The organism is Salinivibrio sp. IB872, from assembly GCF_001995345.1.
In the GTDB taxonomy this organism is placed as follows: domain Bacteria; phylum Pseudomonadota; class Gammaproteobacteria; order Enterobacterales; family Vibrionaceae; genus Salinivibrio; species Salinivibrio proteolyticus.
Genome location: NZ_MUFO01000004.1, coordinates 1 through 14,172, shown reverse-complemented (window position 1 = coordinate 14,172; position 14,172 = coordinate 1). Strand labels below are relative to the sequence as shown.

Annotated in this window: 11 protein-coding genes and 6 tRNA genes; 16 read left to right on the top strand and 1 reads right to left on the bottom strand. The window is 50.7% G+C overall.

What is annotated here, in order from left to right:
- Positions 1-241 precede the first annotated feature (241 nt).
- The 16 genes from csrA to luxS all read left to right on the top strand — a co-directional run bounded on the left by csrA (position 242) and on the right by luxS (position 12,341).
- Positions 242-439, top strand: a complete 198-nt coding sequence (gene csrA / locus BZJ18_RS02800; protein WP_069591103.1) for a carbon storage regulator CsrA — start codon at positions 242-244, stop codon at positions 437-439.
- 200 nt (positions 440-639) lie between these two features.
- A tRNA-Ser gene (locus tag BZJ18_RS02795) sits at positions 640-732 on the top strand.
- 24 nt (positions 733-756) lie between these two features.
- Positions 757-833 (top strand) — tRNA-Arg (locus tag BZJ18_RS02790).
- 9 nt (positions 834-842) lie between these two features.
- A tRNA-Ser gene (locus tag BZJ18_RS02785) sits at positions 843-935 on the top strand.
- Between the two features lie 32 nt (positions 936-967).
- Positions 968-1,044: transfer RNA gene (locus BZJ18_RS02780), tRNA-Arg, on the top strand.
- Between the two features lie 55 nt (positions 1,045-1,099).
- Positions 1,100-1,176: transfer RNA gene (locus BZJ18_RS02775), tRNA-Arg, on the top strand.
- Positions 1,177-1,201: 25 nt separating this feature from the next.
- Positions 1,202-1,278, top strand: a tRNA-Arg gene (locus BZJ18_RS02770).
- Positions 1,279-1,814: 536 nt separating this feature from the next.
- Positions 1,815-2,060 carry an OadG family protein gene (locus BZJ18_RS02765; protein ID WP_077455254.1) on the top strand — a complete coding sequence of 82 codons (246 nt, stop codon included), beginning with the start codon at positions 1,815-1,817 and terminating at the stop codon, positions 2,058-2,060.
- A gap of 32 nt (positions 2,061-2,092) precedes the next feature.
- The gene (oadA, locus tag BZJ18_RS02760) at positions 2,093-3,877 is read left to right on the top strand and encodes a sodium-extruding oxaloacetate decarboxylase subunit alpha (protein ID WP_077455253.1); all 1,785 of its coding nucleotides are present in this window, start codon (positions 2,093-2,095) and stop codon (positions 3,875-3,877) included.
- 9 nt (positions 3,878-3,886) lie between these two features.
- On the top strand, positions 3,887-5,017 hold the full coding sequence (locus BZJ18_RS02755; protein WP_077455252.1) for a sodium ion-translocating decarboxylase subunit beta: 1,131 nt from the start codon (positions 3,887-3,889) through the stop codon (positions 5,015-5,017).
- A 170-nt stretch (positions 5,018-5,187) separates the two neighbouring features.
- Complete coding sequence (locus BZJ18_RS02750) at positions 5,188-6,144, top strand: NADP-dependent oxidoreductase (protein WP_077455251.1); 957 nt, start codon at positions 5,188-5,190, stop codon at positions 6,142-6,144.
- A gap of 63 nt (positions 6,145-6,207) precedes the next feature.
- Entirely contained in the window at positions 6,208-6,630 is a 423-nt protein-coding gene (locus tag BZJ18_RS02745) for a YqaA family protein (RefSeq protein WP_077455250.1), read from the top strand.
- A gap of 11 nt (positions 6,631-6,641) precedes the next feature.
- Complete coding sequence (locus BZJ18_RS02740; RefSeq protein WP_077455249.1) at positions 6,642-9,491, top strand: M16 family metallopeptidase; 2,850 nt, start codon at positions 6,642-6,644, stop codon at positions 9,489-9,491.
- A gap of 97 nt (positions 9,492-9,588) precedes the next feature.
- Positions 9,589-11,166, top strand: coding sequence for a glutamate--cysteine ligase (gene gshA, locus BZJ18_RS02735; RefSeq protein WP_077455248.1), 1,578 nt, complete (start codon positions 9,589-9,591; stop codon positions 11,164-11,166).
- A 17-nt stretch (positions 11,167-11,183) separates the two neighbouring features.
- Entirely contained in the window at positions 11,184-11,792 is a 609-nt protein-coding gene (locus tag BZJ18_RS02730; protein WP_443216497.1) for a transglycosylase SLT domain-containing protein, read from the top strand.
- A 30-nt stretch (positions 11,793-11,822) separates the two neighbouring features.
- A complete protein-coding gene (gene luxS, locus BZJ18_RS02725) occupies positions 11,823-12,341 on the top strand; it encodes an S-ribosylhomocysteine lyase (RefSeq protein WP_069586877.1) in 519 nt (172 codons plus the stop codon).
- A gap of 318 nt (positions 12,342-12,659) precedes the next feature.
- Here luxS and BZJ18_RS02720 read toward each other — a convergent pair whose 3' ends face one another.
- Positions 12,660-14,096 (bottom strand): IS1182 family transposase, encoded by a 1,437-nt coding sequence (locus BZJ18_RS02720; protein WP_077455246.1) that lies wholly within the window; start codon positions 14,094-14,096, stop codon positions 12,660-12,662.
- Between the last annotated feature and the right edge of the window lie 76 nt (positions 14,097-14,172).

Sequence of the window (14,172 nt, the reverse complement as noted above, 5' to 3'; positions counted from 1 at the left end):
AGGTCAAGCGCTAACATCGCTAACGGCATGATGATAAAACAGTAAATTTCTCTGCCCTTTTCTGGATATGGCCTGATAATTCAGCCATAGTGTGTGTTGCGGCGTTTATTTAACCGTCGCATTAGCATCACGAGCAGGGAAATGGTCATACGATCACAGATAGCGGGCCGGTACGCAGGCGGGTTATCTGGCTCAGACACTGATTGAATAAGTAAAAGATTGATACTCAAGGAGTAGAAGAATGCTGATTTTGACTCGCCGTGTTGGCGAAACTTTGATGATTGGTGATGAAGTCACCGTCACCGTCTTGGGTGTGAAAGGTAACCAAGTTCGCATCGGTGTGAACGCACCAAAAGAAGTCTCTGTACACCGTGAAGAAATTTACATGCGTATACAAGCAGAGAAAGGCACCCCAGCCGGTGGTCAGAACGACTACTAATTGAGTGCAGAAAAGGTCGACCTAGGTCGGCCTTTTTTATGCCAGAAAGTTGCAGAATAATTACGTCTAAACGACCAATAAACCAACAAAAAAGCCGACCTTTGGGTGATAATTGTCCATTTGTTTGGGGCTAAGCGATTTTTGCCCGAAAAGTGTTTGACATATTTGTGGCTCAAAGTAATATGTGCCCCCGCAGCGACGGTGAGGTGGCCGAGTGGCTGAAGGCGCTCCCCTGCTAAGGGAGTATACGGTTTGTAGCCGTATCGAGGGTTCGAATCCCTCCCTCACCGCCATGTTGCTGCAAGCAAGATAGATGTGCGTCCGTAGCTCAGCTGGATAGAGTACCTGGCTACGAACCAGGCGGTCGGAGGTTCGAATCCTCCCGGACGCGCCATTTACTTGTGGTGAGGTGGCCGAGTGGCTGAAGGCGCTCCCCTGCTAAGGGAGTATACGGTTTGTAGCCGTATCGAGGGTTCGAATCCCTCCCTCACCGCCATGACTTACAAGCCTGCCTTGTAAAACTGATGTGCGTCCGTAGCTCAGCTGGATAGAGTACCTGGCTACGAACCAGGCGGTCGGAGGTTCGAATCCTCCCGGACGCGCCATCACCCTTCACGGAAGACTTGCAAACGATGTTCAGGATGAACCGATTGTAGACACGCGCTCGTAGCTCAGCTGGATAGAGTACCTGGCTACGAACCAGGCGGTCGGAGGTTCGAATCCTCCCGAGCGCGCCATCTTCAATCATGAAAATCCGTCAGCGCGTCCGTAGCTCAGCTGGATAGAGTACCTGGCTACGAACCAGGCGGTCGGAGGTTCGAATCCTCCCGGACGCGCCATTTCTTTGCTTTAATTCCCAATTCATTTCCTCCTATTGTTCGTCACGCTACCGTGGCAGTTCGTGTTACTCCCTCATTTATCGTTGTGTTAAATACCGACCGTTCAGTCTGTTTTTCTCGCTCGTGTGATCCATCCTACTGGTCAATCCTTTTGATGCGTTTATTAACGCTTTCTCCTTTTATCAGTCCCTAAGAGTGATTGGCTATGGAGAAGAAAAAGGTTTTTTCCAAAATTCGCAAAATCATTTGGATTCCCGCATCGAAACCCTTGCATAGACAAGCTCGCAACTCTGATAAACCCCCAGTACTCTCCGTAATATGTGCAATCTATGAATTTACCTTTACGTAAACGTCATATAAAGCTTATCGCGTCTAGCGCGGTGATGACGTGCGTTGTCAGGTAACAAAAACGCAACACATCGATTGTCATTTATGCAAATAGTTAGTATTTTGACCGCAAACGATTAAATACCCCTTTAAACTCTGTGAGGAATCAAATCATTGTTAAAGGGGAATAGGTGACAAGGACGATAACCATGGAACTGGGCCCGCTTTTAGAACAGGCACTGATGCTCATGCTCACCGGCATGTCAGTGGTGTTCGTATTTCTTTCAATTCTGATTTTTCTGGTACGTCAGCTAGCTCGCTTTGGCGATCCCACCCCGCCTACGCCAGCATCGTCTGTCACGTCTACCCCCGTTAAAGCTCAGCCGGGAGCATCCCCGGATGTGATTGCTGCGATTACCGTCGCTGTTCAGCAATATCGCCAACGCCAGCGTTGAGTGGTAAGGCACATATAGAAAAGGAGTTTGTTATGTCTACGCCGTTAGCTATTACCGATGTGGTGCTTCGTGACGCCCATCAGTCGTTGTTTGCCACGCGCCTGCGTTTGGACGATATGTTGCCGATTGCCGCCGAGCTTGATCAAATTGGGTTTTGGTCACTCGAAACATGGGGTGGGGCGACCTTTGACGCGTGTATTCGCTACCTGGGAGAAGATCCTTGGGTGCGCTTGCGCGAGCTGAAAAAGGCGATGCCGAACACGCCAATGCAGATGTTGTTACGTGGGCAAAATTTGCTGGGATATCGCCACTATGCCGACGACGTAGTGCATAAATTTGTCGAACGTGCGCACGCCAATGGTATGGACGTGTTCCGTATTTTTGATGCCATGAATGATGTGCGCAATTTCAAAGCGGCGGTCGGTGCCGCGGTAGAAGCCGGGGCACATGCACAAGGAACGATCTCGTATACCACAAGCCCTGTTCATACCTTGGATACATGGACAGATCTTGCCAGGCAATTGGAAGATTTAGGGTGTCATTCACTGTGTATTAAAGACATGTCTGGCTTGCTCAAACCGTATGAAGCCTATGAGCTAGTGAGCCGTATCAAATCGGCGTGTGATATCCCTTTATCACTGCACTGTCACGCCACGACCGGCTTATCAACCGCCACTGCCATTAAAGCCGTTGAAGCGGGGCTCGATGTGTTAGATACCGCGATTTCGTCGATGAGCCAGACCTATGGCCATACGCCGACGGAAACCGTGGTGGCGATGCTGGAGAACACAGAGCGCGATACGCAGCTCGACCTCAACAAGTTGGAATCTGTGGCTGCCTATTTTAGAACGGTACGGAAAAAGTATGCGCAGTTTGAAGGGCAGCTCAAGGGCGTCGACTCACGGATTTTGATCGCACAAGTGCCGGGCGGCATGCTCACCAATATGGAAGGCCAGCTTAAAGAGCAAGGTGCGGCCGACCGCTTGGATGAGGTACTCGATGAGATCCCGCGTGTACGCGAAGATCTCGGTTATATCCCATTGGTCACACCCACCTCCCAAATTGTCGGCTCGCAAGCAGTGATTAATGTTCTGACTGGCGAGCGTTATAAGAGCATTACCAAAGAAACGGCGGCGCTGCTCAAGGGCGAATATGGAAAAGCGCCCGCTCCGGTCAATGCGAAGCTGCAAGCCCAAGTGCTGGATGGTGAAGCGCCGATTACTTGCCGTCCTGCAGATAAATTAGCGCCTGAGCTGGATGCGCTCACGCAGGCTCTCATTGAAAAAGCCGACGCTGAAAACGTGTCTTTGGCAGACGATAAAATCGACGATGTTTTAACTTATGCGTTATTTCCGCAGGTGGGGTGGAAGTTCTTACAAAATCGCGGCAACCCCGATGCCTTTGAACCTGCACCAACCGGTGAAGCAGAGCCTGCTTCTGTGGCCACCAAGCCGACGTCAGGCGGCGAGATTGAAACCTATAGCGTGCGTGTGAATGGACAGGTCTTTAATGTGGATGTAGGTCCAGATGGCGCGTTAGGAGACATTCAGCCCAGCGCGTCGCCAGCGACATCAGTCCCTCAACCTAGCGCCGCTCAATCACAAGGCGAACCCGTCACTGCTCCTTTAGCGGGTAACATCTTCAAAGTGATGGTATCGCCGGGTGAGCACGTGCAAGAAGGGGATATATTGATTGTGCTCGAAGCGATGAAAATGGAGACCGAGGTCCGAGCGGCGCAAGCAGGCACAGTTCAGGATGTCCAAGTAAAAGAAGGCGATGCGGTGACCGTAGGTATGCCGCTATTGCACTTAGCGTAAGAGGGCAACATGGAAGGATTAATGATCTTGTGGTCAGAAACGGGCTTGGCGAATTTCCAATGGCCTCAGCTTGTGATGATCGCCGTCGGTTGCTTGTTGCTCTTTTTGGCCATTCGCCGTGGGTTCGAGCCTTTGTTGCTTTTGCCTATCGGGTTCGGGGCGATACTGGCGAACATTCCTAATGCCGGATTTAACGAGCCGGGCGGCTTGCTCTACTACGTCTATCATGTCGGTATCGATACGGGCGTCTTCCCGCTATTGATTTTTATGGGCGTTGGCGCGATGACCGACTTTGGCGCGCTGATTGCTAATCCTCGCACGCTGCTATTGGGTGCGGCGGCACAGTTTGGCATTTTTGCCACCTTGTTTGGTGCCATTTTGCTCAACTTGGTTCCTGGGATGGCATTTACGCTCAAGGATGCCGCCTCGATTGCCATTATTGGTGGTGCGGATGGGCCGACAGCAATCTTCCTCGCCAGCAAACTGTCGCCGGATTTGCTCGGCGCCATTGCAGTCGCCGCGTACAGTTACATGGCGCTTGTGCCGATTATTCAGCCTCCGATCATGAAGCTGTTTACCTCGGAAAAAGAGCGTCAAATCGAGATGCAGCAGTTACGCCATGTGTCGAAAACTGAGAAAGTGCTGTTTCCGCTGGCGGTATTAATGATGACCATCTTGTTCTTGCCGTCGGCAACACCGCTGGTCGGGATGTTCTGCCTCGGAAACTTGATGCGAGAATGTGGGGTTGTCGACCGTTTATCCGGCACCGCGCAAAATGAGCTGATTAACATTGTCACCATTTTCCTTGGCTTGGCGGTGGGCTCTAAATTAGAAGCGGATAAGTTTCTTCAGTTTGAGACGTTAGGCATTTTGGTACTCGGTGCTGTGGCATTCAGTATTGGGACTGGCGCCGGCGTGCTGATGGCAAAGCTGCTTAACCGCTTTAGCCGCGATCCGATCAATCCGCTGATTGGCGCAGCAGGCGTGTCGGCAGTGCCTATGGCGGCAAGGGTTGTCAACAAAGTTGGTTTAGATGCCAACCCACACAACTTCTTGTTAATGCATGCTATGGGGCCCAATGTGGCCGGTGTGCTTGGCTCGGCGGTGGCAGCGGGTATCTTGTTGGCGTTGGTCGGATAATACGCCCTGCCTTGTGACGAGAAAAGGCGAAAAGAAAACGGCGGTAGGCATTGTGTCTATCGCCGTTTTTGTTAAGACTAGAGGTTTACGCTTTGCGATTATGCAGTGCTTTGCTATGAAGCGATGAGTCAGGTGACTCAACCGGGCAACGGCATGCGAAAGGAGTCTTTATGTCGAACAATGTATCTCTTGCGATCCCCCAATTTGGTGGACCTGAGGTGTTAACCGCCGTTAATCGTGCTATTCCGTCGCCGTCTGAAGAACAAGTGCTGATTCAGGTAAAAGCGGCAGGCGTGAATCCGATTGATGCAAAAACGCGTGCAGGCCTTGGCTGGGCCGCAGAGCATAACCAAGACAGATTACCTTGGGTGCCGGGATATGATGTTGCGGGTGTTGTGGTGGCTAATGGCACCAACGAAAGCAAGTTTGATGTGGGCGACCGCGTTGCAGGTATGATTGGCTTTCCCACTGAGGGTGGCGGTTATAGCCAGTACGTAGTAGCGGACGCGGGGTTACTCTCGACCGTGCCACCGAGTGTCCCTATGGTGGATGCTGCCGCTGTACCACTTGCCGGTCTCACTGCATGGCAAGCGCTCGATCATGCGCAATTACAGGCAGACGATAAAGTACTGATCTTGGCCGGTGCCGGTGGCGTGGGTCACTTGGCGGTTCAATTAGCGGTTCGAACTGGGGCGAATGTTTACGCGACCGCGTCGCCGTCCAATCATGATTTCTTGCGTCAGCTTGATGCAAAACCAGTTGATTATCACCAAACCCATTGGGCAACGGCTCATGGTGAATTTGATGTGCTGATTGATCTGGTTGGAGGAGAAACTGGGATTGATGCGCTCGCCAGTTTACGCACTGGCGGACGTGTGGTGACCGTGCCGACCAATACCCGCGATATGATTACCTCAGCAGCGGCCGAACGGGGCTTGAAAGCCACTGGGATGCTGGTGGAGCCCAATACATGGCAAACTCAGCGCCTACTCGACATGCTTGACCAAGGTGATTTACGGATTGATATTGCGGCTGTGTATCCGTTAGCGGAGGCTGCACAAGCACACGTTGCCCTTGAAGAGGGTCATACGCGTGGTAAACGCGTCCTCGAAATGCCGTCTGCATAAATGGATAAAAGAGTGGTCATTCCGGGCCTAAACGCCTGAACCAATAGGGGAGTCTGCGGTCGAATGGGCGATTGGTCATCGCTGGTTATGTTGTTTGCAACCAGCTTTCTCAGCGCCACCTTGCTCCCGGGTGGCTCTGAAGCCAATATGGTGTATTTGCTTCATCACCATCGCTACCCCGAAAGCGTCATTATTGCGATTGCCAGTGTGGGCAATACGCTAGGCGGTATGACCAACTATGCGATTGGTCGTTGGTTACCTGACTATCAACCCAAGCGGCGCTGGGATCGCCACGCGCTGGCGTGGTTAAAGCGATACGGTTATGCCGCATTATTGTTAAGTTGGGTGCCCGCCATTGGTGATCCCCTGTGTGTCGTCGCCGGGTGGCTACGTTTACGCCAGTCTTGGTGCTGGCTAGTTATTTTTTCTGCAAAAACAGCGCGCTACCTTATTCTTGTCTTGTCATATCATTGGGTAGCCGAGTAGGAAATTATCATATGCAACGTTTATTGCTCGTCTCGTTTTTTGTTCTTGCCTCACTGACAGGGTGTCAGTTACTTGGCCCTCAAGCCACGCCAACCCCTGAAGGTATTACTTGGATTAAAACCGTGTCGCCGCCTGAGGGCAGCGCACAGGTGCCTTATCAACAGTTTACGCTCGATAACGGGCTGACGGTTTTGTTACACGAAGATCATTCCGACCCTCTTGTTAACGTCGATGTACGCTATCATGTTGGCTCTGCGCGTGAGGAGCCTGGCAAATCGGGCTTTGCGCACTTTTTCGAACATATGATGTTTGAAGGCTCAGAGCACGTTGACGATCACGGCAAGCGCATAAAAGAAGTGGGGGGCTATAACAATGGCTCGACCGATCGCGATACCACTCAGTATTATCAAACCGTTCCCGCCAATGAGTTAGAGCGCGTACTTTGGCTTGAGTCGGACCGAATGGGCTTTTTGCTAGAAGCGGTTTCGCAACGCAAATTTGAAGTCCAGCGTGACACGGTGAAAAACGAACGTGCTTATCGTATCGATAATGCGCCCTATGGCCGGGTTAATGAAACCATTAATCAAGCGCTTTATCCTGAAGGTCATCCTTATTCATGGCCGGTGATTGGTTATGTTGAAGATTTAGACCGCGTTGATGTCGATGACCTCAAGCAATTCTTCTTACGTTGGTACGGTCCCAACAATGCCACCTTGACCATTGGTGGAGATATTGACGTACAACAAACCTTGGCGTGGGTGAAAAAGTACTTTGGTGACATCCCGAAAGGCCCAACTATTCCCGCGACAGCCCCTCAGCCTGTCACTCTGGAAGCCGATCGATTTGTCACTTTAGAAGATAAAGTGTCGCAACCAGTATTGGTCATGACTTTCCCTACCAGTATTCCGGAGACAGACACCAGCATGCGTTTGAGTGTCCTGGCCAATGTGTTGGGGCAAGGGCGTGACAGTGTGCTTTATCAATCCCTCGTGCAAACGGGGCAGCTGTTAAGTGCAGGTGCATCGCATCAGTGCGGTGAGCTGGCCTGTACGTTTGAGATCTACGGTGTTGGCCGCCAAGGCCAGTCACTGGCTGAGATACGTACCTTGTTAACGCAAACCCTGACGCAGTTTGAGGCAAAAGGAGTCAGTGACGAGGATATCGATCAAATCCAATCCATGGTGGAAGCCGATAATATCTTCGCGTTGCAAAGTGTCGATGGTAAGGTCTCACAGCTGGCCAGTGATTATACGCTCTACGGTGATGCAGATCGCATGAACCAGCGCCTTTCACGCCTTAAGGCGGTGACCCCTGACAAGGTGATGGAAAGCTATCGGCAATGGATAAAAGGTCAGCCCGCAGTGAACACCAGTGTGGTCCCCGTTGGACGAACGGATTTGGTGGCGGCGTCCGCGAATTTTATCTATCAGCGTCCAGATTATGGTCGGGTACAGACGCAAAACCCGCACGACACGTTAGCACGACGTGACCCCCCAGACACTTTCGATCGCACCCAGATCCCGGCTCCGAATGGGGATGTCACGGTTAATGTGCCACGCATTTATCGGGCGGACTTGGACAATGGTATTCACCTGGCAGGCACAGTAAGTCGCGAGACACCCACGGTCACCTTGCAGCTTAGCTTGCCCGCGGGATCGTTAATGGAGCCGAATGACAAGCGTGGTGTCGCCGAACTCACGGCCAGTATGATCACCGAAGGCGGCGCGGGAATGTCGGCCGCTGAATTAACCCAGGCGCTCGATAAACTTGGTAGTCAGGTTAGTGTTAATCCCGGTGGCTACCATACGACAGTGACCTTAACCTCCTTGAAAAAGCATTTAAGAGAGACGTTGCAACTGGCCTATCAAGTACTCAGTGCGCCGACGTTTTCCGAACAAGATTTTGAACGACTTAAAAAGCAAAAATTGGAGAGTATGGCGGCACGGGCCGACGATGCCGGTTGGCTGGCTGAGCAGGCAACGAGCCAATTGCTCTATCAAGATGCCACCTTCCGTGCGCCGCAAGGCGGTGTGGCACAAGACGTAGCGGCCATGACACTTGAAGACGTTAAACACTTCTATCAGCAGCATTATGTGTTAAAAGACAGTGAGCTTATTGTGGTTGGCGATTTGTCTCCAGAGCATGCGATCAATGTTGCGAATCGGATTCAACCTTGGCAACCGACGTTTGAACGTCATGCACAAGTTGTACGGCCGGTGCCGCGAGATGAAAAAAGCCCCCAAATTTGGTTAGTGGACAAACCACAAGCCCCCCAAACCAGTATTCGTATGGTGCGCCATGGTATGCCCTACGATGCCACCGGCCTGATGTTTAAAACCCGCTTAGCCAACTTTAATTTAGGGGGCAATTTTAATGCGCGCCTGAATCAAAACTTGCGTCAAGACAAAGGCTATACCTACGGCGCCCACAGTGGAGTGTATGGTGGTCGTCAAACCGGGACCATTGAAGTGAGTGCCGATGTGCGTGCGGACGCGACGGTAGATGCAATCAACCAGCTTTGGCAGGAAATGGCCAATGCGGCGGAAAATGGTTTCACACCGCAAGAGCTGGCTTACCTGCGCCAATCGAGCGGACAACAAGATGCGCTGAGCTATGAAACCCCGTGGGATAAGGCAGGCCTAATTGCCCATATTGAGGAGTTTGATTTATCCGACAACTACCGCGATGAGCAACAAGCGATAATTCAAACGATTGATCTCGAACGCTTAAATCAGGCAGCGAGACGTTGGTTTAATCCGAATGACTATCAAATCATCGTTGTCGGAGATGCCGAACAGCTTGCGCCAGAGCTGAAAGCGCTTGGTTTGCCGGTGAATCCGCTTACGCTTGAGTATCGCTAACGCCGCCTCGAGTAAACACATGTCGCTGCGTGATGGCTTTTGAGTGATAGCTTGTTTATCCTAACCCGTCACGCAGCACAAAGATAAGAGAAACGTTTTGACTGATTTCACCCAGCGGTTAGCGCGTTTGGCGCAAAACCCAGAAGCATTAAAGGGGATTGGCCGAGGACTGGAGCGTGAAGCCTTACGGATCACGCCAACCGGGCATTTGGCACAGACGCCGCATCCAGATGCACTTGGCTCAGCGCTAACGCATCGATGGATCACCACGGACTTTGCGGAGTCTTTGTTGGAATTTATTACGCCCGTCAATACATCGGTCAACGGAATGCTCGATGAGCTGCAAGACATTCACCGTTTTACTTACAAGCAAATGGGTGACGAGCAGCTATGGCCCATGTCCATGCCATGTGTGGTCGCGTCTGAAGACGATATTACCTTGGCACAATATGGCAGCTCGAATATCGGGCGGATGAAAACACTTTATCGCCAAGGGCTCAAACATCGCTATGGCAGTGTGATGCAAGTGATCTCTGGGGTGCATTTTAATATTTCCCTCCCAGAGACGTTTTGGCAGCATCTCTACCACACGGAGTCCGTGACGCAAGCCCAAGTCACGCAAGGCTATTTTGATCTTATCCGTAACTACTACCGTCACGGTTGGATGATCCCGTATTTGTTTGGTGCGTCACCTGCCTTGTGTGGCACCTTTATTAAGCATGCACAGACCCGTTTGCCGTTTGAGCATTTGCCATCAGGTACCTGTTACTTACCGTATGCAACCTCGTTGCGTCTCAGTGATTTAGGCTATACCAACAACGCGCAAGCCGAGCTAAGAATAGGCTTTAATACTCTTGAGCAATATTTGGAAGGATTGCGCAGTGCGATTCGTACCCCCTCGCATGAGTTTGCCAAGCTTGGGATCCGTGATGGTGACAGTTATCGCCAGCTTAATACCAATGTCTTGCAGATAGAAAATGAACTCTATGCGCCTATCCGCCCCAAACGCAATGCGAAAAGTGGTGAAAAGCCCACAGAAGCCTTGGATCGTGCCGGTGTCGAGTACATTGAAGTGCGCTCGCTAGATGTTAATCCATACAGTCCGGTTGGTATTGAACAAGACCAAATCCATTTCCTAGATCTCTTTGTAAGTTGGTGTGCGCTATCACCGTCAGATCCGATGACGGATGCGGAGCTCAATTGCTGGCGTGAGAACTGGAACAAGATAGTGATTGAGGGGCGCAAGCCAGGCTTATTGCTTACCACCGGGTGTGACGGCCATCAGCGCACACAAGCGGAGTGGGGATTACAAGTGATGGCTGAGCTCAAACAATTGGCTGTCGTGATGGACCGAGCGGTGGGTGATAATCGCTACGAAACCGTCTGCGATAAAATGATGGCCTGCTTTGACAACCCAGATCTCACCCTCTCTGGACGCCTACTTGCCGATATTATCGCCCAAGGTGGTATTGGTAATGTCGGCTTAGGGTTAGCCAGTGCGCACAAGACGGCACTTAGTGGCGATGACTATCGTGTGCACAGTGATGTGGAATTTTTGCAAGAAGCGGCTGCCAGTCTCGCTCGTCAAAAGGACGTTGAAGCGAGTGACACACTTAGTTTTGAGGCCTTCTTGAAAGACTATTTCAAAGATGTGCCAATGGCAGAAAGCTGGTAAATCGGAGGATGACTTGGGTGTGTGTTAGTCGAGCTTTCGCGGCACTAGGGGCGGTATTATTACTGTCTAGCTGTGCAACACCACCGCCGGATAATCCGAATAACCTATGTGCGATTTTTGAACAGAATCCAGATTGGTTTGAAGCGGCGGTGGAGATGGAAAAGGCGTGGGGGACACCTATCCAAGTCGCGATGGCCTTCGTGAAACAAGAAAGTGCATTTGTCCATGATGCCTTGCCGCCTCGTGATTATATCTTAGGGATTTTACCTTGGGGGCGAGTGAGTAGTGCCTATGGGTATGCACAAGCGCAAGACCCCGCATGGTCGGACTATCAAAAGGCAACCGGTAATGGCGGGTCACGTACCAACTTCGATGATGCATTGCAATTTATTGGTTGGTACACCAACGAAACCTATCGTCAACTTGGCGTGTCTAAATGGGATGTGTACCGACAATATTTGGCTTACCATGAAGGACGTGGTGGTTTTGAACGCGGCTCTTTTGAGCGCAAACCCGAACTTAAACGCGTCGCGCGAAAAGTAGAGCAGCAAGCCAAGGATTATGGCTGGCAGCTTAAAGGCTGTCGGCAACGTTTAGAGGATAATCTGAGCTGGTGGCCTTTCTAAGCCACAGTGATGAATTAAAAGGAGGGCAAAATGCCATTATTGGATAGTTTTACGGTCGACCATACCCGTATGAATGCACCTGCAGTGCGCGTGGCTAAAACGATGAAAACGCCCGGTGGTGATACGATCACCGTGTTCGATCTGCGCTTTTGCCGACCCAATGAAGAGATCTTGACGGAAAAAGGCATCCACACGTTGGAACACTTGTTTGCAGGCTTTATGCGCAAGCACTTAAACAGCAAGGATGTTGAAATCATTGATATCTCCCCAATGGGATGCCGAACGGGCTTTTATATGAGCTTGATTGGTCAACCTAAAGAAAGTGATGTGGGTCGCGCTTGGGAAGCGGCGATGGAAGATGTATTGACGGTACCGTCGCAAGATAAAATCCCAGAGCTGAATGAGTACCAATGTGGCACCTATGCAATGCATTCGCTCTCTGAAGCGAAGGACATTGCACGCGCGATCATTGATGCTGGGATCACCGTGAATAAGAACGATGATCTGTCGCTACCCGAGTCGATGCTACAAACCTTGCGTGTGGATTAATTTCTTTGCAGAAATAGGTGCACATCGGATATAAAAAAGTAGACGTTTAAGGCGCCACCGTTCGGTGGCGTCAGATTGCTGACGAACCCCGCCTTTTTAGGCGGGGTTCTTTTTGATAAGCGGCCGTAGGCCGCGATCGCGATATTTTTTGTTAGAGAGTGGTCGTTACCGACCAACGCCTAAATTGGCGGATAGAAGCCAGTATTTGCCTTATATCCGCCATGTTAAAGCCACATTTTCTTAGATAGCTCACCACTAACGNTTTAGGCGGGGTTCTTTTTGATAAGCGGCCGTAGGCCGCGATCGCGATATTTTTTGTTAGAGAGTGGTCGTTACCGACCAACGCCTAAATTGGCGGATAGAAGCCAGTATTTGCCTTATATCCGCCATGTTAAAGCCACATTTTCTTAGATAGCTCACCACTAACGCTATCTTCTTGATGTTTTGAGCCGCCGCCGCCAGCCAGCATTGCATTTGCACATTTGCAAGCCCTCGGAAGCGTGCGTAGCGATGTCCATGATGCTGCTTAGCGTCGGCGAAGCTTCGCTCCACAGTCTCACTTCGTCGCTTGTATATCTTTTTGCCATAACGAGACAGTCGCATTTCATTGGCACGCTCGACTGCATCAGTGTAAAGATGACGCGTGATGACCTTTTGCATGGTCTTACTTTGCGTACAGTCGTTTCTAACCGGACAGAACGCACACTGCTTTGGGTCTGAGTGATAAGTACGATAGCCGGCTCTTGTGGTTGTTTTATAGATAAGCGTTTGCCCTTTGGGGCAGCGATATGTGTCGGTTTTCTTATCGTATGTGAAGTGTTTTTTCTTGAACGTATTCTTCGTTCGAGAAGGGCGACGATAGCCGAATACGCCAAGAATGCTGCGACGCTCTAAGGATTCGGCAACCGGTGCCGTGAAGTAGCCAGCATCGATGCCCACGGCAATAGGATTGAGGTTAAATTGCGCGAGTGTGTGGTCAAGGCGACGGATATACGGTTGTGAGTCGTTGACATTCCCTGGGGTTGTATACGTATCGACGATGATACCGTGCTTACCATCAACGGTCCTATGGTCAAGATAGAAGAAGCCTTGGGGCTTATTATCTCTGGTCATAAAACCACTTTCAGGGTCAGTCGTACTCACTTTTGTGTTTTTGACGTCCGTTTTTAATGGCGCGTCCTTGAACGGCTTTTTTCCTTCTGCTTTGCGGTCACAGGCGATGTCTTCATCCAACATCTCTAGGTAAGCGCCGGCACTCACCGGGCGCAGTTTATTCACATGCTTATTTTTGTTCGCACTGGCTTTAAGGTGTGTGCTATCAGTATACAGCTCTTGCCCTGCGACTAAGCCCTTCTCCATGGCTTGAACCACAATATGGTTGAATATGCGTTCGAAGACATTCGTGCCATTAAAGCGACGAATACGATTTTGGCTCAGCGTGGACGCGTGGATGACCTTCTCTGTCAGCGACATACGCAAGAACCAACGATAAGCAACGTTAACTTCAATTTCTTTAACAAGCTGGCGCTCGCTTTTGATGCCGAAGAGATAGCCAAGCAGGATGATTTTAAATAAGCGAACAGGGTCAACGGGTGGACGGCCATTATCTTTGCAATAAAGGTGGGCGACTTCATCTCGAATAAACTCGAAGTCGATGGCACGGTCGATTTTACGAACAAGATGGTCTTTGGGAACAAGTTGTTCCATCGTCACCATTTCAAGTTCATATTGGTGTGGAGAAGGTTCTTGAAGCATACCGGAGCATCCCTATTGCGACACTCCTATTAGATCAAAGGTCTAGCTCGAAAGCTAGACCTTTGTCAGCAGTCTG

Bases quoted from the DNA above. Each gene is read 5' to 3' on its own strand.
- csrA (WP_069591103.1), top strand. From the start codon at position 242: ATGCTGATTTTGACTCGCCGTGTTGGCGAAACTTTGATGATTGGTGAT.
- BZJ18_RS02765 (WP_077455254.1), top strand. From the start codon at position 1,815: ATGGAACTGGGCCCGCTTTTAGAACAGGCACTGATGCTCATGCTCACC.
- oadA (WP_077455253.1), top strand. From the start codon at position 2,093: ATGTCTACGCCGTTAGCTATTACCGATGTGGTGCTTCGTGACGCCCAT.
- BZJ18_RS02755 (WP_077455252.1), top strand. From the start codon at position 3,887: ATGGAAGGATTAATGATCTTGTGGTCAGAAACGGGCTTGGCGAATTTC.
- BZJ18_RS02750 (WP_077455251.1), top strand. From the start codon at position 5,188: ATGTCGAACAATGTATCTCTTGCGATCCCCCAATTTGGTGGACCTGAG.
- BZJ18_RS02745 (WP_077455250.1), top strand. From the start codon at position 6,208: ATGGGCGATTGGTCATCGCTGGTTATGTTGTTTGCAACCAGCTTTCTC.
- BZJ18_RS02740 (WP_077455249.1), top strand. From the start codon at position 6,642: ATGCAACGTTTATTGCTCGTCTCGTTTTTTGTTCTTGCCTCACTGACA.
- luxS (WP_069586877.1), top strand. From the start codon at position 11,823: ATGCCATTATTGGATAGTTTTACGGTCGACCATACCCGTATGAATGCA.
- BZJ18_RS02720 (WP_077455246.1), bottom strand. From the start codon at position 14,096: ATGCTTCAAGAACCTTCTCCACACCAATATGAACTTGAAATGGTGACG.